The sequence below is a fragment of the uncultured Brachybacterium sp. genome, assembly GCF_947500705.1.
Lineage (GTDB): Bacteria > Actinomycetota > Actinomycetes > Actinomycetales > Dermabacteraceae > Brachybacterium.
In genome coordinates this window covers 520,142-537,438 of record NZ_CANMSY010000001.1, presented here as the reverse complement: position 1 = coordinate 537,438, position 17,297 = coordinate 520,142, and the positions used below count along the sequence as shown (strand labels likewise).

General features: G+C 70.7%; 13 protein-coding genes. 8 read left to right on the top strand and 5 right to left on the bottom strand.

All coding sequences use genetic code 11. The features are described 5' to 3' along the window. Positions 1-61 precede the first annotated feature (61 nt). On the bottom strand, positions 62-1,048 hold the full coding sequence (locus tag Q0937_RS02480) for a hypothetical protein (protein WP_299299368.1): 987 nt from the start codon (positions 1,046-1,048) through the stop codon (positions 62-64). A 252-nt stretch (positions 1,049-1,300) separates the two neighbouring features. Between Q0937_RS02480 and tgt the strand changes: the two genes are divergently transcribed. Beyond that, complete coding sequence (tgt, locus tag Q0937_RS02475; RefSeq protein ID WP_299299648.1) at positions 1,301-2,524, top strand: tRNA guanosine(34) transglycosylase Tgt; 1,224 nt, start codon at positions 1,301-1,303, stop codon at positions 2,522-2,524. A gap of 22 nt (positions 2,525-2,546) precedes the next feature. Beyond that, positions 2,547-4,247, top strand: coding sequence for a PQQ-binding-like beta-propeller repeat protein (locus tag Q0937_RS02470; protein WP_299299366.1), 1,701 nt, complete (start codon positions 2,547-2,549; stop codon positions 4,245-4,247). Between the two features lie 150 nt (positions 4,248-4,397). Here Q0937_RS02470 and Q0937_RS02465 read toward each other — a convergent pair whose 3' ends face one another. Next, complete coding sequence (locus tag Q0937_RS02465) at positions 4,398-5,183, bottom strand: hypothetical protein (RefSeq protein ID WP_299299364.1); 786 nt, start codon at positions 5,181-5,183, stop codon at positions 4,398-4,400. 119 nt (positions 5,184-5,302) lie between these two features. Then, the gene (locus Q0937_RS02460) at positions 5,303-8,344 is read right to left on the bottom strand and encodes a glycoside hydrolase family 2 TIM barrel-domain containing protein (RefSeq protein WP_299299362.1); all 3,042 of its coding nucleotides are present in this window, start codon (positions 8,342-8,344) and stop codon (positions 5,303-5,305) included. Between the two features lie 310 nt (positions 8,345-8,654). Here Q0937_RS02460 and Q0937_RS02455 point away from each other — a divergent pair, with 310 nt between their 5' ends. From Q0937_RS02455 to Q0937_RS02440, 4 genes are all read left to right on the top strand, one after another. Next, the gene (locus Q0937_RS02455; protein WP_299299360.1) at positions 8,655-9,935 is read left to right on the top strand and encodes an ABC transporter substrate-binding protein; all 1,281 of its coding nucleotides are present in this window, start codon (positions 8,655-8,657) and stop codon (positions 9,933-9,935) included. A gap of 77 nt (positions 9,936-10,012) precedes the next feature. Further along, positions 10,013-10,915, top strand: coding sequence for a carbohydrate ABC transporter permease (locus Q0937_RS02450; RefSeq protein WP_299299646.1), 903 nt, complete (start codon positions 10,013-10,015; stop codon positions 10,913-10,915). After that, on the top strand, positions 10,912-11,829 hold the full coding sequence (locus tag Q0937_RS02445; RefSeq protein WP_299299358.1) for a carbohydrate ABC transporter permease: 918 nt from the start codon (positions 10,912-10,914) through the stop codon (positions 11,827-11,829). Before Q0937_RS02450 ends, Q0937_RS02445 begins: the two co-directional genes overlap by 4 nt. 62 nt (positions 11,830-11,891) lie before the next feature. Continuing rightward, the gene (locus Q0937_RS02440) at positions 11,892-13,439 is read left to right on the top strand and encodes a DUF3375 domain-containing protein (RefSeq protein WP_299299355.1); all 1,548 of its coding nucleotides are present in this window, start codon (positions 11,892-11,894) and stop codon (positions 13,437-13,439) included. A 28-nt stretch (positions 13,440-13,467) separates the two neighbouring features. Here the strand turns inward: Q0937_RS02440 and Q0937_RS02435 are convergent, their stop codons facing one another. Further along, positions 13,468-13,830, bottom strand: a complete 363-nt coding sequence (locus Q0937_RS02435; RefSeq protein WP_299299353.1) for an MGMT family protein — start codon at positions 13,828-13,830, stop codon at positions 13,468-13,470. Between the two features lie 117 nt (positions 13,831-13,947). Further along, on the bottom strand, positions 13,948-15,087 hold the full coding sequence (locus Q0937_RS02430; RefSeq protein ID WP_299299351.1) for a hypothetical protein: 1,140 nt from the start codon (positions 15,085-15,087) through the stop codon (positions 13,948-13,950). A 163-nt stretch (positions 15,088-15,250) separates the two neighbouring features. Between Q0937_RS02430 and Q0937_RS02425 the strand changes: the two genes are divergently transcribed. Both Q0937_RS02425 and Q0937_RS02420 read left to right on the top strand, forming a co-directional pair. Then, positions 15,251-15,928, top strand: a complete 678-nt coding sequence (locus tag Q0937_RS02425; protein ID WP_299299349.1) for a DUF4194 domain-containing protein — start codon at positions 15,251-15,253, stop codon at positions 15,926-15,928. A 266-nt stretch (positions 15,929-16,194) separates the two neighbouring features. Next, positions 16,195-17,253 (top strand): ABC transporter substrate-binding protein, encoded by a 1,059-nt coding sequence (locus Q0937_RS02420; protein WP_299299347.1) that lies wholly within the window; start codon positions 16,195-16,197, stop codon positions 17,251-17,253. Positions 17,254-17,297 lie beyond the last annotated feature (44 nt).

The following is a 17,297-nucleotide window of genomic DNA, read 5'->3' as shown; positions in this document are numbered from 1 at the left end:
GGAAGCGATCGCGGTTCATTTCGATCGCGACATAGCTCTCTGCGCCTCAGCTCCGCACGGGTCAGCTCTTGGAATCGGCGCGCGGTACCAGCCGCACGATCACCACCACCGCGGTCGCCGCCAGCATCAGAGCGCCGATGACATCGGCCGTCCAGGCGACGGGGGTCAGCCATCCCCCGTCGGTCGCCGCCCCGCTCAGCATCTGGAACACGAAGATGCGTACCAGCACGGCTGCGAGCACCCGCGTGACCCAGTAGGCGATGAACCCTGCCCAGAGGACCCTCCGCGTCCGTCCGGCGGTGAGGGCGAGCAGCAGACCCATGGCGAGGACGAGCAGAGCGGCCAGCAGCCCCTTGGTCACGGTGAGCAGTGAGAACAGAATCTGCAGGGCCTCCCAGTCGAGAGCTATCCAGCTGGAGATCACGTTCTGGATCGGCACTGACGCAGCCAGGAGCAGCGCAGTGATCAACAGCGCCACGGCGACCGGCACCGGGCCCACCGGGATCCGGAGCGTGCGCTCGGCCCGCGGTGGGCGCTTGAGCAGCAGCAGCGCGAGCACGCCGATGATGACGGTGAGCAGGATCGTGCCGCCGCTGGTGAGCCCGGCACCGATCGACGTGCGCAGGCCGTATCCGACAGCGCTCTCATCGCCCACCCCGATCAGCCGCAGCAGCAGGGCCAGCAGCTGGCCCGCCGGTGCCAGCAACGCCGACAGCGCCAGCAGACCCAGCATGAGCAGCGGCAGGCGGGAGACGCGCCGTGCGTCGACGCGGGTGATGCCGGAGGCGGCGAGCAGCCAGAGCACCGAGGCACCGAAAGCCAGAGAGACCGGGACCAGGACCAGGTAAGAACCCTGGACCACGTATTGCATCCACTCGAGCTGGCTCTGCAGGAGCTGGAGCAGCAGCTCGATCATGCCGGTGAGGACCACTGTTCCAGCGAGCACGGTGACGGCGAGCGCAGGCCTGCGCAGGGGCGCCTCGGCGCGGGCCCCGACGGGCTGGGCCGACGGCGTGGGAGTGGACGGAGCTGGAGTCGGCGGGGTCATCGCAGATGTCCTGGAGGGGAGGTGGGAAGGCAGGGTACGGCTGATCCTAGGGCGGTGGCGATGCGGGGAGCGGCACATTGCGGAGGTTCTGCCAGAGCCGGGAGCCGCAGATGGTCGTGGGATCATGAGGCGGTGACCGCTCCCAGCACCGACCCGACCGCCGCACCGATTCCCGCCGCGTCGACCCCTGCCGCGTCGACCCCCGCCACGCCGACTCTCGCCGCACCAGCGCCCGACGACTGCGGATTCGAGATCACGGCTCGTCACGGGGAGAAGGCGCGCGCCGGGGTGCTCACCACCCCGCATGGACAGATCCGGACCCCGGCCTTCATCCCCGTGGGCACCAAGGCCACGGTCAAAGCGGTGCTGCCGGAGTCGATGAGCGACCTCGGTGCGCAGGCGCTGCTCGCCAACGCCTATCACCTCTACCTCCAGCCCGGCCACGATCTGGTCGACGAGGCCGGTGGCCTGGGCGCGTTCATGAACTGGCCCGGCCCCAGCTACACCGATTCCGGCGGCTTCCAGGTGATGAGCCTCGGCGCCGGGTTCAAGAAGGTGCTCTCGAGCGAGTTCTCCGGCGGCGAGAAGGCGCGCACCTCCTCGGGCGAGGATGACGACGTCGCCGAGGGCAAGGACCGCCTGGCTCACGTCGATGACGACGGTGTCACGTTCCGCTCCTTCATCAACGGCGACGAGCACCGCTTCACCCCCGAGATCTCGATGCAGATCCAGCACGGGCTGGGCGCGGACATCATGTTCGCCTTCGACGAGCTGACCACCCTGATGAACTCCCGGGGCTACCAGGAGCGGGCGCTCGAGCGCACCCGGCTGTGGGCGATCCGCTGCCTCGCCGAGCACGCCCGCCTCACCGCCGAGCGCACCCACCGCCCCTACCAGCAGCTGTGGGGCGTGATCCAGGGCGCCCAGTACGAGGACCTGCGCCGCCAGGCCTCCCGCGACCTCGGGGCGATGGACGTGGAAGGCTGGTCCTTCGACGGCTTCGGCATCGGCGGGGCGCTCGAGAAGGAGAACCTGGGCACGATCGTCGGCTGGGTCACCGACGAGCTGCCCGAGGCGAAGCCGCGCCACCTGCTGGGCATCAGCGAGGTCGACGACCTCTTCGTCGCGATCGCCGCCGGCGCCGACACCTTCGACTGCGTCTCCCCGTCGCGGGTGGCACGCAACAGCGCGGTCTACACCGCCACCGGCCGGGTGAACCTCACCGGTGCGAAGTACCGCCGCCGGTTCGCCCCGATCGATGAGGGCTGCGACTGCTACACCTGCACCCACTACACCGCGGCCTATGTCCATCACCTGTTCCGGGCCAAGGAGATGCTCTCCTCGACTCTGTGCACGATCCACAACGAACGCTTCGTGGTGCGCCTGGTGGACCGGATCCGAGACTCCCTCCGCTCCGGTGACTTCGATGCCCTGCGGGAGGAGACGACCGGCGCGTACTACGGCTCTCCGCGGTGAGCGGGCCGACGGTGAGCGGGCGATGAGCGCGCAGTCGCCCTGGGCTCCGCAGCCCGACGCCGAGGGTCCGGCGGAGCAGGGCCCGACCGCGGACAGCGTGGCAGGGGAGTCCGGCCCGCTGCTGGCTGACGGCACAGGGACGGGCGCAGGGGCAGGTGCAGGGACCGACGAGGACGCGGGTGTCGACACCACGACAGCCCTCGGGGTCGCGGTGGTGCTGCTCGCCGTGGCGGGGATCTGCGCGCTGCTCGGGGAGCACTTCCTGCTCGGCGCGCTGCGCCTGGCAGCGGGCATCCTCGCCGGACTGGGAGCCGGAGCGGCCCTGCTCGCCCTGGTCGGGACCCACCTCCGTTCCCGCCCGCGGGCCTTGCTCGCCAGCGGCACGGCTCTGGGCCTGGCGCTCGCACTCACTGTGCCGGCTGTGCTCGCCACCCGCCTGGAGCCGCTCTCGGAGCAGTCCCTCGTCACGGTGACCCTCGACGCCCTCGACGACGGCGACACCGTGCACTCCCTGCCGGAGCCCGGCACGCCCGTGCTCGTGCGCCGAGCGGACGGCGGCGCCCAGCTGCTGGACGAGAACCGAGCCCGCAGCGTCGAGGCGCTCCCGGACGACGTGCTCTCCCTCTCCGCCGACGGCACCCGGCTGATCCGCGCCACCGGGACGGCCACCGAGGTGCTCCTGCTCGACCCCACCGCTTCCGCCCCGGACGGAGACTTCCCCGCACAGACCTTCGAGGGCACCCCGCTCGCCCTGACCGGCGACCTCCTCGTGCTGCGCCACTGCACGGACGGGCTCTGCCGGCTCAGCGGCTACGACCTCAGCGACCCCGAGGCTGCCCTGTGGACCCTCCTCGATGCCGAACAGACCCGTGGTGCCGATCCGTTCGGCGTGGAGATGCCCGCCCAGGCAGACGCCCACCCCGGCCTGCTGGACGCCGCGCGCGCCACGGGGGTGCTCCCGGCGGTGCCGCTGCGCTTCGATCCCGCTCAGGGCTGGGTCCAGCTCGACCCCGCCACCGGCTTCCCCGTCGGCCGCATCCTGGCGGGCCCCGAGGACGACTGCCGCATCGCTGCGACCGGGCCGTCACCGCATCCGCAGGACCCGCTGCGGGAGGTCCCGCTGGTGCTCACCGTCTGCTCCGGCGAGGAGGGCGCGCTCACCGCGACCGCCCACCAGGACGGCGCGGTGCTGTGGGAGTCGGCGGCGTCCCCCGCCGGCGACTGGTCGGTGCGGATCGACCAGGGCAGGGTGCTGGCCACCGGCATCGAGGCGGGGGCCGAGACCGTCGGCGAGATCGTCGCCTCCGAGCAGCGGGCGCCATGGACCGCACCCGGTGCCGACGGCGTGGCACAGGCCGAAGCGTTCACCGCCCGGATCGGGATCGACGGCCGGGCGATGGTCGTCGCGAACGCGTCGGGGCAGCTGGTGGCCTATGAGACCGCGACCGGGGCGAACACCTGGACCCTGCCGCTCTCGTCCCCGGATGCCGCGGTGCGCGGGCGCCTCGTCGCAGGCACCGCTGTGGTGCTGGACCCGGTGGTACGGAGATCACCGCTGGACCCGCGCGGAGCGCAGCGGCTGCGGGTGATCGATGCGACGAGCGGCGAGATCACCGTCGAGGCGACTGTGGCGGAGGAGGTGAGCAGCGTGCATCCCGTCGGCGGCGGGAGGGCGCTGGTCACCGTGGACGGGAAGAGCCTGCTGCTCGAGCCCTCCGCATGACTGCCCTCAGGCGGAGAGCTTCTTCGTCGCGGTGCGGTGGACGGAGAACTGTGGACGGAGAACTGTCGACGAAGAAGGAGCCGTCTGAGGACGCGAGACGCCCCGGACCTCAGAGGTCCGGGGCGTCGGTCAGTCGCGGGTCGGGCGTGGTCAGGCGTTCTGCGTCGCCCAGCGGCGGGACATCAGAGCGCCGACGATCAGGACGGCGAAGACGATCAGCACGCGGATGATCTCGGCGATCAGGTACACGATGGACATCAGGCCGATCGTGGAGAGGTCGGTCGCGCTGGCGAGGATCGCGAGGAGGATCCCGTACAGGATCCAGTAGGTGATCACGGAGACGACCACGGTGGCGATGATGATGATCGCGCCGGTCCTCCCGCGGCCGGAGGCCTGGACGATCACCATCACGGCCAGGACCAGCAGAGCCAGGGTGGCCAGGCCGTTCACCAGCATGACCAGGATGCCGAGGAGGCCACCCGCCCCGACGAGCCCTTCCGAGCCGGCGGCTCCGCCGGCGAACTGGACGGCGAAGACGATCACATTGCCGATCAGGCGCACCGCGATCACGGCAAGGGTCGCGTAGAACATCCACTGGACCAGCTTCGCGACCTTCGACGCCGGACCGGTGGAGCCAGCAGGACCGGAGGCTCCCGCCGCTCCGGGGTAGCCGGCACCCTGGTAGGCGCCCGGTGCGGCGGCGGGGGAGGGCTGTCCCCACTGCGGCTGCGAGGGAGAGCCCGCCGGTGAGCCGAACTGCGGTGCGCTCTGCGGGGAGGGCTGTCCCCATTGCGGCTGGGCGGGGGGAGCCTGCTCGGGCGCCCCCCACTGCGGCTGCTGCGGCGGCTGCGGTGCGGGCGGCGGGTTCTGCTCGCCCTGCCCCCACTGGGGCTGCTGCCCCTGCTGTCCGTGGTCCGGTCCGTACCCCTGAGTCATGCGTCTCCCTCGATGGTGCATCGTCGCGACGTCACGGCGACGCCCCTCCCAGGCTATCGGTCGCCGCAGCGAGGGAGGAGGCGAAGAGGTGACAGGGAGGTCGCAGAGTGGTTGCGATCTCAGGCAGGCACGGGCGCGAGGCGGAACCGGAAGCTCTCCTGGCGAGCGGAGAGCACGTACCGGGGCAGCGGCTCCGGACCGCAGGCCGCCGAGCCGACCCCGTGCAGCGCCGCCGAGAGCGTCACCCAGGTGCGGCCGTCGGGACGCAGCGCCCCGTCGTGCGCCCGAGCGTCGAGCTCGGCCGTGGACCAGGGACGCACCGCGAGCCCGAGCCCCTCCGGGGCGTGCAGCTCGAGCCCCTGCGGGCCGCCGCTCAGGGTCGCGCGGACCACTCCGGCCCGGTTCCCGTTCTCCTGCGGGAACACATAGGGCACCTGCAGCTCTGCGACAGAGGAGGACCAGTGGCCGAAGGTGGTGCCGCCGCCCGTGTCCGGATAGGACTCGTGCGGGCCGAAGCCCTCGTACTCCACCTGGTCGGGAGCCGACGGCAGGGCGAAGGTCCAGCCGATCCGCGGCAGCGGCAGATCCTCCGGCCAGAAGGCCGACGGGGTGACGGTCACGTCCACGTCGAGGCCGTCCGCATCGCCGCGCCAGCGCTCGGTGACGTCGGCTCCGAGGGCCGAGCCGTCCAGTCCGATCCGGCTGCGCACCACCAGGGTGACGCCATCGCTCGGATCCGGTGCGATGTGGACCAGGCGGCGTCGGGCGACATCGAGGCCGATCCGCTTCCATCGGGCCTCGAGCGGGGCGCGGGTGCGGGCACGCTCGTTGTCCACCGGGGCGCGATACAGATCCGCCCCCGCCTGCTCGATCCCCAGCTCGCCGAGCCCGACCAGGCGGCCCAGGTCATCGAAGCGGGCCGGGCCGAGGGTCCAGGAGCCGTCCTCGCCCTGCTGCGGGGCCAGTGGCGTCCGCGCCGACGGTGCGTGTGCGGCCTGGAGACGCTCGGCGTCCACGTGATCCGCGGCGACGATCAGGTGTCCGGCCGGCACCGGACCCTGCGCCTCACGCGTGGTGAGTCGCACCGTGGTGCTCGCTCCGGCGTGCGCCGGCAGGGGCACCTCGGTGCTCTCACCCGGGGCGATCTGCGGCAGCTCGAGCTCCTGCCAGGTCGCCTGGGCATCCAGGGACACCTCGGCGCGCAGGCCGGAGAGGTCCGAGAAGGCATGGCGGTTGGTGATCCGCACGACGCCGGGGCTCACGGCGAGGCCGACGGGGGAGTAGTGGTGCTTGGCATCGAGCAGGGCCGGGGAGGGAGTGCGATCGGGAAGCACCAGCCCGTCGGCCACGAAGTTGCCGTCGTGCAGGCGCTCACCGAAGTCGCCGCCGTAGCCGAAGATCTCGTTGCCCTCGGCGTCCGTGGTCTTCAGGCCGTGGTCGATCCACTCCCAGATGAATCCGCCGTGCAGCGCCGGATAGCGCTCGGTGAGCTCCATGTATTCCTTGAGGGAGCCCGCGCCGTTGCCCATCGCATGGGCGTACTCGATCCACAGGAACGGCTTCGACAGCGCCGGCGGCTCCGCGAAATGACCGTCCGGAACGTCCAGCGCGAAGCCGCGCAGCATCGAGGTGAGCTTGTCCTGGTACTCGGCGGACAGCTCCCGCTTCCCGATCTGCTCGGACTCCTCGACTGTGGAGTACATCAGCGAGAACACGTCCACGTACTCCGCGGCGTAGTCCTGCTCGTAGATCACCGGACGGGTGGCATCGGTCTCCCGCACGGCGGCGACCATCGCCTCGGTCACCGGACCGCTGGCGGCCTCGTTGCCGATCGACCACATGATGATCGAGGCGTGGTTGCGGTCGCGCCGCACGAACCGCTCCGAACGCTCCACGAGGGACTCCTCGAACAGCGGATTCTGCGCCGGGCCCTCGGCCGCTCCGGTGCCGTCCTCGCCCCAGGTGGAATCGGCGTGGAAGCCGTGGGTCTCGAAATCGCCCTCGCAGATGACATACAGCCCTGCCTCATCGCACACCTCGAGGAAGCGCTGGTGGGGCGGGTAATGGGAGGTGCGCACGGCGTTGAGGTTGTGCTGCTTCATCAGCGCGACGTCGAGATCCTGGTTCTCCAGCTGCTGGGCGCGGCCGACGATCGGATCCGCCTCGTGGCGGTTCACGCCGCGGAACACGATCCGCTCGCCGTTGATCCGGAAGATCTCCCCGTCCACCTCGACGCGGCGGAAGCCCAGGCGCAGTGAGACCGTCTCGGTCGGAGTGTGCACGGTGACGTCGTACAGATGCGGGTCCTCGGCGGACCACGGCCGCACCTCGCCCACGGTGAGGGGGTCCACGCCGGTGGCGGCGCAGTGACGGAGCGCGGGGACCTCGAGGGTCGCCACCACCTCGGCGCCCTCCGCATCGAAGGCGGTCGCGCTCAGGGTGCCCCGGCCCGTCTCCGGGTCGAAGTCCGCGACGGTGACCAGATCATGGATCCCGCCGACGGGGCGCAGCAGCAGGTCCACGCTGCGGAAGATGCCGGAGGCCCACCACATGTCCTGGTCCTCGACATAGGTGTTCACCGACCACTGCACCACCCGCACCTCGAGGAGATGCTCGTGGTGCTCGCCCTGCTCAGCGGGGGAGGCGAGGGCGTCGGTGACGTCGAACTCCTGGGTGAGGCGGGAGCCGGCGGTCACGCCGATCTCGACCCCGTCGATCCAGACCTTCGCCGCGGAGTCCACACCCTGGAAGCGCAGGAGCACACGCGCACCGGCGGCCAGCTGCTCGGCCCAGTCGGCGGGGATCGTGAGAGTGCGGGAGTAGTGCCCGGTGGGGTTCTCGTCGGGCACATACGGGAGGTCCCGCGGGATCGGGTAGATGACGTTGGTGTACTGCGGGGCGCCGTGACCCTGCAGCTGCCACAGACCCGGCACCTCGATCTCGGTGGGCTCTCCGAGGTCGGAGCCGTCCGCCCGGGAGCCGTAGCGGAACTCCCAGGTCCCGTCGAGGCTCAGCTCCGGGGCATCGGTGTGCAGATGGGCGCGGCCGCGCAGCCGGTTCCGGCCGGCGGGCAGATCCTCCCACCAGCGGTCGGCGCGGGCGGGGCTGTCGGCGCGGGCTGAGTGGGCTGAGTGGGCGGTGGAAGGCAGCGGGGTGCTCATCGGTGAGGCGTCTCCTGGACTCGAGGCCGGTCAGAGGGACTGCAGACCGGGTTCGTGAACGTTCACGGCACAGTGTATCCGGATCTCTCGCGACGTGCGGGACGGGCGTCCTTCTTCCCGCCGGCCCAGAGCGTCGCGACCGGAAGGCTCGACGGCTGCGGTCACCGGTCCGACTTCGTTGTCAATCCGTGAGCCGTGCGCCCCGAAGCCGGTGCTCGGCTGGAGTACTGTCCGATTCAGCGACGCTCTCGCCGGGGCATGGAGTGCCTGGCGCAGAGCCCGCCGTCATCGTTCGTTCAAAGGAGAACTCATGCGACGCAGGAACTTCCTCTACCTCACGAGCGGCACGCTCGCCGCCGTCGGCCTCGTCGCCTGCGGTGGATCCGACGGTTCTGGCGGCGGTGACGGCGGCGGCGACTCCGTGGAGGTGTTCACCTGGTGGGCAGCGGGCTCGGAGAAGGCCGGGCTCGACGCGCTCGTGGAGGTGTTCGTCGAGCAGCATCCCGACATCGAGTTCGTCAACGGTGCGGTCGCCGGCGGCGCGGGCTCCGCGGCCAAGGACATGCTGCAGTCCCGCCTGCAGGCCGGGGATCCGCCGGACACCTTCCAGGCCCATGCGGGCGCGGAGCTCAACGACTACATCGACGCCGGCCAGATCGTCGACGTCTCGGACATCTACGACGAGCTGGGCCTGCGCGAAGCCTTCCCGGAGTCCCTCCTCGAACGCCTCACCGCCGACGGCGCGATCTACTCGGTGCCCTCGAACATCCACCGCTCGAACGTGGTGTGGGGCTCCGCTGCCGTGCTCACCGACGCCGGGATCGACCCCGCCACCCCGCCGGCCTCGGTGGACGAGTTCCTCGAGCAGCTGGACACCCTCGCCGCCGCCGGGGTGACGCCGCTGTCGGTGGGCGCCGCCTGGACCCAGGTGAACCTGCTCGAGGCGATCCTCATGGCCGATCTGGGCGCCGCCGGCTACAACGGGCTGTTCGACGGCTCCACCGGCTGGGACTCGGCGGAGGTCACCACCGCCCTGACGCACTTCGAGACCATGATCGGGCACACCAACACCGACCGTGACGGCCTGGACTGGCCCGACGCCACCCAGCAGCTGATCGACGGCACCGCCGCCTACAACGTGATGGGCGACTGGGCGGTCGCCGCCTTCGACGAGGCGGGCCTCGCCCCGCAGGAGGGCTACGTCTACTTCGAGCTGCCGGGAGCCGACAAGATCTTCGGCTTCCTCGCCGACTCCTTCACCCTGCCCGAGGGGGCGCCCAACCCCGAGGGCACCAAGGCCTGGCTGGACACCATCTCCTCGCCCGACGGGCAGCTGGCCTTCAACCTCGCGAAGGGCTCGATCCCGGCCCGCACCGACGTCGACACCGCCGAGTTCCCGGAGTACCAGCAGACCGCGGTCACCTCCTTCGCGGAGGACGAGATCTGCTCGTCGATCGCCCATGGCGCGGCGACCTCCGTCGGTTGGCTGAACGCGATCTCGGATGCGACCAGCCAGTTCACTGCCGGGGCCACCGATCTGGCCGCGTACCAGCAGGCCCTGACGGATATCGCCGCCGAGAACCAGGCCTGATCTCCGCCGCACCGCCGGCGCCGCGCTCCTCCGCGGTGCCGGCGGTGCTCCCCGTCTCCTCCTCTGCAGAGGTCTTCGTGTCTGGAAAGCTGCGCCGATTCGGCCCGCCCCTCCTTCTCATCTCCCCGTCGCTGATCCTCGTCGGTGTGTTCATCTACGGCCTGATGGGCCAGAACCTGTGGATGTCCATGACGGACAACCACTCCGCCGCACAGGCCAATGGTCGTGAGCCGATCAGCGTCGTGGGTCTGGAGAACTACATCGGTCTGTTCGCCACCGAGGCGTTCCGCCACTCCATGGCGAACCTGCTGCTGTTCACCGCCGCCTTCCTGATCGGCGCGATGGTGATGGGCTTCCTCTGGGCCTGGCTGCTGGAGCGGCCGCTGCCCGGGGGACGCTTCTTCCAGACCGTCTACCTGTTCCCGATGGCGATCTCCTTCGTCGCCTCCGGTGTGGTGTGGCGCTGGCTGCTGAACTCGAACCAGGGGGACAGCGCTTCGGGCCTGAACCGTCTGTTCCAGATGGTGGGCCTGGACTTCCTGCAGAACCCCTGGTGGAACAACATCACCTTCGGCATCCTCGCGATCGCCCTGCCCGCCGTCTGGCAGCTCTCCGGCTATGTGATGGCACTTTTCCTGGCCGGCTTCCGCGGCGTGCCCGATGAGCTCCGGGAGGCCGCGCGGATGGATGGGGCGACCGAGCTCCAGATGTACCGGCTCGTGATCTTCCCGCAGCTGACCCCGGTCGTGATGAGCGCCCTGGTGATCATCGCGCACATGTCGCTGAAGTCCTTCGACCTGATCATGTCCATCTCGAAGCCGGCGAACTACCAGACCAAGGTGCCGGCCGTGGACATGTTCCTGTTCAAGTCCAGCTACGACTACGCCAACTCCGCCGCGGTGGGCACGATCCTGCTCGCCGTGGTGGCCGTGCTGATCGTGCCCTACCTGATCCACCAGTACCGGGAGTCCCGCCGATGACCGCCGCCGCGCACCTCTCCGCCCCCTCCGGGACTCCCGGCCCCGGTGCGGGGGACGACGCCGCCCCCACCGGGGGCGGACCGCGCCGGCCCTCGAAATACACCGTCGCCCGCACCCTGCGCTACCTGCTGCTGCTGATCGGGCTCCTGTTCGTGATGATCCCGGTGTATGTCCTGTTCATCACCAGCTTCAAGGGCGTGGGCGATGCGACCCCGGCCCGCGCCTGGCTGCTGCCCGCCGGCTGGACCCTGGACAACTGGAAGGCGGCCTGGGACCAGCTCGCCCCGTCGATCGGGCGCTCGGTGGCGATGGTGGTCCCCTCCACGATCATCTCCGCGGGCCTGGGCTGCCTGAACGGCTTCGTGCTCTCGCGCTGGCGGTTCCCCGGGGCGGACATCGTCTTCACCCTGATCCTGTTCGGGATGTTCCTGCCCTACCAGGCGGTGATGATCCCGCTGCTCGAGCTGATGCTCGCCGTCCAGGTCCCCTACGGGATCCCCTCGCTGATCGTGCTCCACGTGGTGTTCGGCATCCCCATCTGCACCCTGATCTTCCGCAACTACTTCGAGACCGTGCCCGAGGAGCTCATGGAGGCCTCGAAGGTCGACGGTGCGGGCATGCTGCGCACCTTCTGGTCGGTGGCGCTGCCGATCGCGGTGCCCGGCTTCGCCGTGGTGCTGATCTGGCAGTTCACCAACGCCTGGAACGACTTCCTGTTCGCGGTGTTCTTCTCGAGCGCGGCCAACGGACCCGTCACCCTGGCGCTGAACAACCTCGCCAACGGTGCGCTGCTGACCAACTACGGCGTCTCGATGGCCGGCGCGCTGCTGGCCTCCCTGCCCACCCTGCTCGTCTACATCCTGCTCTCGCGCTATTTCCTCGCCGGGCTCATGTCCGGCTCCGTGAAGGGGTGAGCGTTGTCGGTGCGGCGGGGACCCACGGGACGCCCGCGCGGGCGACGCTAGACTCTCCCCTCGTGACCACGACTGAGCCGAACCGGTGGACCGACCGCCACAGCGACGCCGTGTCCGCGCGCAAAGAGGCCTACGAGCAGCTGCGCCGGGCCAGCACCTGGCGGCTGCTCGCGGCCACCAAGGCGCCTGCCGTCCTGGCGATCCTGCAGTCCACCTTCCCTGCTGGGGACCGTCGGCTCCCGCGCAGCGAGCTGATCGCCCGCGTCGGCGCGCACCTCGCCCTGCTCCACGACGAGCCTGACGACGAGAGCCCGGAGACGGCGGAGCTGGAGGACCTCGCGGTCGAGAGCCGCGGCGGTCGCACCGCTGCGGAGTACGTGGACGGCTGGGTGCGCGAGGGCTATCTGACCCGCCGCGATGATCCGCAGCGCACCGAGACCACCTTCGAGCCGTCCCCGGCGACGATCGATGCGATCCAGTTCATCGCCTCTCTCGAGGAGCACCGGCCCACGACCACCGAGTCGCGCCTGCAGCTGGTGGTCCAGCAGTTCGAGCGCCTCGCGCAGGAGACCGAGACCGACCGGGACGTGCGCCTCGCGGATCTCCAGCGCCGCCGTGAGCGGATCGAGGCCGAGATCCGGGACCTCGCCGAGGGCGAGCTGATGCTGCCGAGCCCCGAGGCTTCGGGGGACCGGCTGCGCGACATCCTGCAGATCGCTGCGGAGCTCTCCGGCGACTTCCTCCAGTACCGGGAGGATCTGCGCGCCGTCGATCTGCGGCTGCGGGAGCAGATCCTCTCCCCGGAGGGCTCGCGCGGCGAGATCCTCGAGCAGCTCCTGGCGGGCGACGACCTGCTCGGCCAGTCCTCCGTGGGACGCACCTTCACCGCCTTCTTCCGGATGCTCAACGATCCGGTCCAGACCCGCACCGCCCAGGAGCTGGTGGATCGGCTGCTCGAGCGCGACTTCTCCCGCTCGCTGGCGCGCGACGAGCGCGAGCGGCTCGCCAACGTGTTCAGCGACCTCTACGACCCCGCGCAGGAGGTGCTGGACGTCAAGACGGAGCTGTACCGCTCCCTCGCCCGATTCGTGCGCTCGCAGGACTTCCGTCAGCACCGGGTGATGCTCGAGGCGCTCCAGGAGGCGCAGGGGATCGCACTCGCGCAGAAGGACGAGGTGCCCACCCGCGCCCCCTTCCTGCTCGAGCTGGACCTCTCGCGGGTGCTGATGACCTCCGTGTCCCAGCACCGGCTCAAGGACCCCACCGACCCCGGCGCTCCCGCCGAGGCCGAGGTGCACGACGCCACCTCCCTCAGCGTCGAGGTGCTCGCCGACCTCGTGCGCACCCACGACATCGACATCGTGGGTCTCACCGGCGACATCAACGAGGTGCGCGGCGTCAGCGGCCAGGCATCGATCGGCGACATCCTGCGTGCCAAGCCCGCCGATCAGGGGCTCGCCAGCGTGATCGGCCTGATGTTCCTGGCCACCCAGCATGCGCAGGAGCGAGAGGGCTCCACCGAGATCGTCAGCTGGCGCGAGCTGGACGGTAACGACTACGCAGCGAAGGTGCCCGCGTTCTACTTCCTGGGTGACGTCCCGGTCGAGTGACCCGGGCGGGCGTCCCGGCGAGCGGTGATCAGGTCTCGTCGAGCTCCGTGAGGCGGGTGCGGGACCGTTCCCGCAGCTCTTCCAGGTCCGTGCCGAACTCCGCCATCCGGCAGCCGCGTCCATGCGGTGCCACCGCGATGCCCTCGGACGTCCAATAGGGGAGGGCCCGGGCCAGCAGAGGATGGTCACCGGAGGCGCTGGTGACCCGCCACCAGGGCACCCCGGAGCCCCACGTGCGCATGATGCGACCCACCAGGCGGGGGCCGACGCCGACGATCGCGCCGACCTCGCCGTAGGCCGCGACCTGCCCGACCGGGATCGACTCGACCACGCGCAGCACCCGCTCGACGGTGATGTCATCCATGCGGGTGCGCGGGGGACCGGTGGACATGGACGTCAGTCTGGCACGGGCGCCACGATCGACAGCGGCCCGGGACCTCGAGAAGAGGTGCCCGGGCCGCTGTCGGTGGGCTGAGGCTGCACGCGGCAGGCTCAGTGCTCGCGGTGCTCAGCCGCGGTGCGTGCCATCCTCCGCAGGGCCATCCTGCAGCGGGCCGTCGATCGGGTCGCCGTGCTCCGGTGCCTTCGGCGGCAGCTCACCGTTCTGCTCCTGCAGCCCCTGCTGCTGCTGGAAGAACGGGTCCTGCTCGTCCCCGTGCTGCTGCGGGGCAGCCCCCTGCTCCTGGTGCTCCGTGCGAGACATCTCGGAGTGCTGGGCGACGCGGTCGTCGGTGGAGGGGCGGCCGAAACCGCCATCGGAAGCCGGCTGGCGGCCATCATGGCCGACTGTGTGGGCTCCGGAGGAAGTGCCGGCACCTGCCGCAGTGCCCGCCGCGGCAGCTGTGCCTGCCCCTGCAGCGGCACCGGTGCCGGGTCCGGACTGGGTCCGGTGATCGGCGTCGGTCCGGTTCTCGCGCACCGCGGCATCGTCCGTGGTCGATGCCGCACCCGGCGTGCGATCCGGCGCATCGCCGGTCAGCGGCTCCTCATGAGCGGGCCGAGCAGCACGGCGACCATGGCCCTTATCGCGGGTGTCGGTGTCCTCGCCCGCAGCGCTGTCCTCGCGGCCAGCGGCTCCCGCACCGGCAGCACCGGCCCCGACGACGCCTGCTCCCGCAGCGCCCTCTGCTGCGTCTCCGGAACCGTGGCGGTCATGGCGGTCATGACTGTCGTGACTGTCGTGACTGTCGTGACTGTCGTGACTGTCGTGACTTTCGTGGCCGTCTCGCCCGGTGCGAGACTCGCGGGGCGCGTCGTCGGCGGTGTCGGGATCAAGACGGTCCGCTTCGGCGCGGCGCTCCTGCACGGTGCTGCGCTGCTGATCGACCTCGGCGCGCTCGCGCTCCACCTCCGCACGGCGGCGTTCGGCGGCCAGCTGCTCCTGCTCGGCCTCCTTGGACTTGCGCTCGGCCTCCAGCCGTGCGCGGTCGGCCTCGAGCTCGGTCTCGCGCACCTCCAGGTCGCGCTCCTGGACCGCCTGCTCCTGCGTCGAGGCCTCTTCCCGCAGCTGCGCGGCGCGTCGGCGGTCCTCCTCCTGCTGCTTCGCCTTGCGCCGCTTCGAGGCCATCACTCCCACCGCGATCAGCACGATCACGAGAATGATCGCCAGCACGACGATCCCGATGATGACGGGCGTGGACAGTTCCATGGTCGGCTCCTTGCGGTCGATTCCTCCGCACGGATGCACGGAGGTCTTCCAGCGTGTACCCCGATTGCACCAGATATGGGCCCGCAGTGGGTGCATTTCCCGCCGACTGCCCGCGGCGGGAGGTGCGGAGTCGACGAATCCCGCCCCGGTAAGGTAGGTGGTCGTGAGCAGCTCCGTACCCCGCCCCGATGCCGACGACCTCTCCCAGGCCGACGGTGGCAGCCCTTCCGCACCCGGCACCGCCCTGGTGGATGACTCCCGACGGGTCCTCGTGCACCTGCTGCAGGGGCCCTTCCTGGACGGTCGGCGGGATCCCGCCCGCTATGCCCAGCTGCTGCGGGACCGCGCCGCGATCGAGGCGCGGCTGGCGGACCTCTTCCTCGAGCTGATCGTGGACGACGACGCCCAGGTCGCCTTCGTGCGTCAGAGCGAGGAGGATCCCGACGCACCCAAGCTGCTGCGCCGCCTGACCGGCATGAATCGCCTGGACTCGGTGCTTCTGCTGGTGCTGCGCCAGATGCTGCTGACCCAGTCCTCGCGGGGGCAGCGCACCGTCGTCTCCGAGGCGGAGCTGCAGCAGGCGCTGGCCGCCTACCGCCGCACCACCTCCACCGACGAGGCGGGCTTCGCGAAGGAGGTCCGGGCTTCGATCGCGAAGGTTCAGCGCACGGGTCTGCTGGACGAGCAGGGGGACGACTACGAGGTCTCCCCGGTGCTGCGCCTGATGATCGGTCCCGACACCGCGCGGGAGTTCATCGCCCTGTACCGCGAGGCAGGGGTGAGCGGCCTCGAGGATCCTCAGGACGTCGCCGAGGACGAGGCCGCCGACGACGGGGCCTGACCCTTCGGTCGGTGGGCCTGTCGGGCGAGTCGCGGCGAGGGCCCGTGCAGCCCGCGCCGCGGAGCCGTCCGGCCCGGCGGCGGAGGGGAGCCCTTCGGGGGGCGCTCGGAACGGTGAGCGTGACCTGCGTCCCATAGGGAGGGCTGCTCACGCCTGAGCGGAGGGCAGGGCGGCGCCCGAGAATTGCGCACCGCCGATCTTGCGCAATATGGTGAGGCTTCCCTAACCATCGATATCCGGTGGTCCCACCTCGAGAGGCCCCTTCTGTGAAGCTCTCACGCCGTGCACTCGTCGCACTGTCCCTGCTGGCCGTCCCGACCCTCGCCTCCTGCTCCGGGGAGACGGGTGGCGCGCTCTCGAACGCCTCCGACGGCGGCGGTTCCACCGACGCGGCCGACGGCGCCTTCCCCGTGACGATCTCGCACCTCTACGGCGAGACGGAGATCTCGGCCGTCCCGCAGCGCATCGTGACCGTCTCCTGGGTCAACGCCGACAGCCTGCTCGCCCTGGACATCGTGCCTGTCGGCATGCCGCTGGTGGAGTGGGGCGGGAACGACAGCTCCTCCACCGACTGGATCGATGCGAAGCTCGAGGAGCTCGGGGCCGGCTGGGACAGCGGGAGCGCCCCCACCATGTACTCCGAGGCGGACGGCGTGAACCTCGACGAGATGGCCGCCCTCACCCCCGACCTGATCGTCGCCGCCTACTCCGGGCTCACCCAGGAGGACTACGACCAGCTCACGAAGATCGCGCCCACCATCGGCCCCCTCGCCGCGAACTACACCGCCGCCTGGGAGGACGTGCTGACCGCAGTCGGCCAGGCCACCGGGCGCAGCGCGGACGCCGAGTCGGTCATCTCCCGGCTCCAGGGAGAGCTCGCGGCGGTCGGCGAGGAGAATCCTGCCGTCGCGGAGTCCACCTTCATCGCCGGCACGCTCGGCCTGGCGGACAACACGATCAGCCTGTACACCGGTGGGGACACCCGCCCGCGGTTCTTCACCGCGCTGGGCATGACCCAGGCAGAGGTGATCACCGAGAACACCGAGGACGAGAACGAGTTCTTCATGGAGTGGTCCGCGGAACGCGCCGACGAGCTCGTCTCCGACATCTTCTACACCTGGGCCTCCGCCGGGGACACCGTCCAGTCCTTCCAGGACAACGACCTGTTCGCACAGATCCCTGCAGTCTCCGGCGGCGGGCTGGTGCTCAGCGCGGACGACCACCTGACCCTCTCGGTCTCCGCCGCGAGCGCGCTCAGCCTGCCCTGGGCGATCGAGAACTTCGTGCCCTCGGTGATCGAGGCCGCCGAGGCGTCGACGAACTGATCAGGACGAGAACAGCAGCGGAGCCGGTCCCCGTGGACACTGCG

Excerpts from the sequence above, each read along its gene's own strand:
- Q0937_RS02480 (WP_299299368.1), bottom strand. The coding sequence starts at position 1,048 with ATGACCCCGCCGACTCCAGCTCCGTCCACTCCCACGCCGTCGGCCCAG.
- Q0937_RS02470 (WP_299299366.1), top strand. The coding sequence starts at position 2,547 with ATGAGCGCGCAGTCGCCCTGGGCTCCGCAGCCCGACGCCGAGGGTCCG.
- Q0937_RS02465 (WP_299299364.1), bottom strand. The coding sequence starts at position 5,183 with ATGACTCAGGGGTACGGACCGGACCACGGACAGCAGGGGCAGCAGCCC.
- Q0937_RS02460 (WP_299299362.1), bottom strand. The coding sequence starts at position 8,344 with ATGAGCACCCCGCTGCCTTCCACCGCCCACTCAGCCCACTCAGCCCGC.
- Q0937_RS02455 (WP_299299360.1), top strand. The coding sequence starts at position 8,655 with ATGCGACGCAGGAACTTCCTCTACCTCACGAGCGGCACGCTCGCCGCC.
- Q0937_RS02445 (WP_299299358.1), top strand. The coding sequence starts at position 10,912 with ATGACCGCCGCCGCGCACCTCTCCGCCCCCTCCGGGACTCCCGGCCCC.
- Q0937_RS02435 (WP_299299353.1), bottom strand. The coding sequence starts at position 13,830 with ATGTCCACCGGTCCCCCGCGCACCCGCATGGATGACATCACCGTCGAG.
- Q0937_RS02430 (WP_299299351.1), bottom strand. The coding sequence starts at position 15,087 with ATGGAACTGTCCACGCCCGTCATCATCGGGATCGTCGTGCTGGCGATC.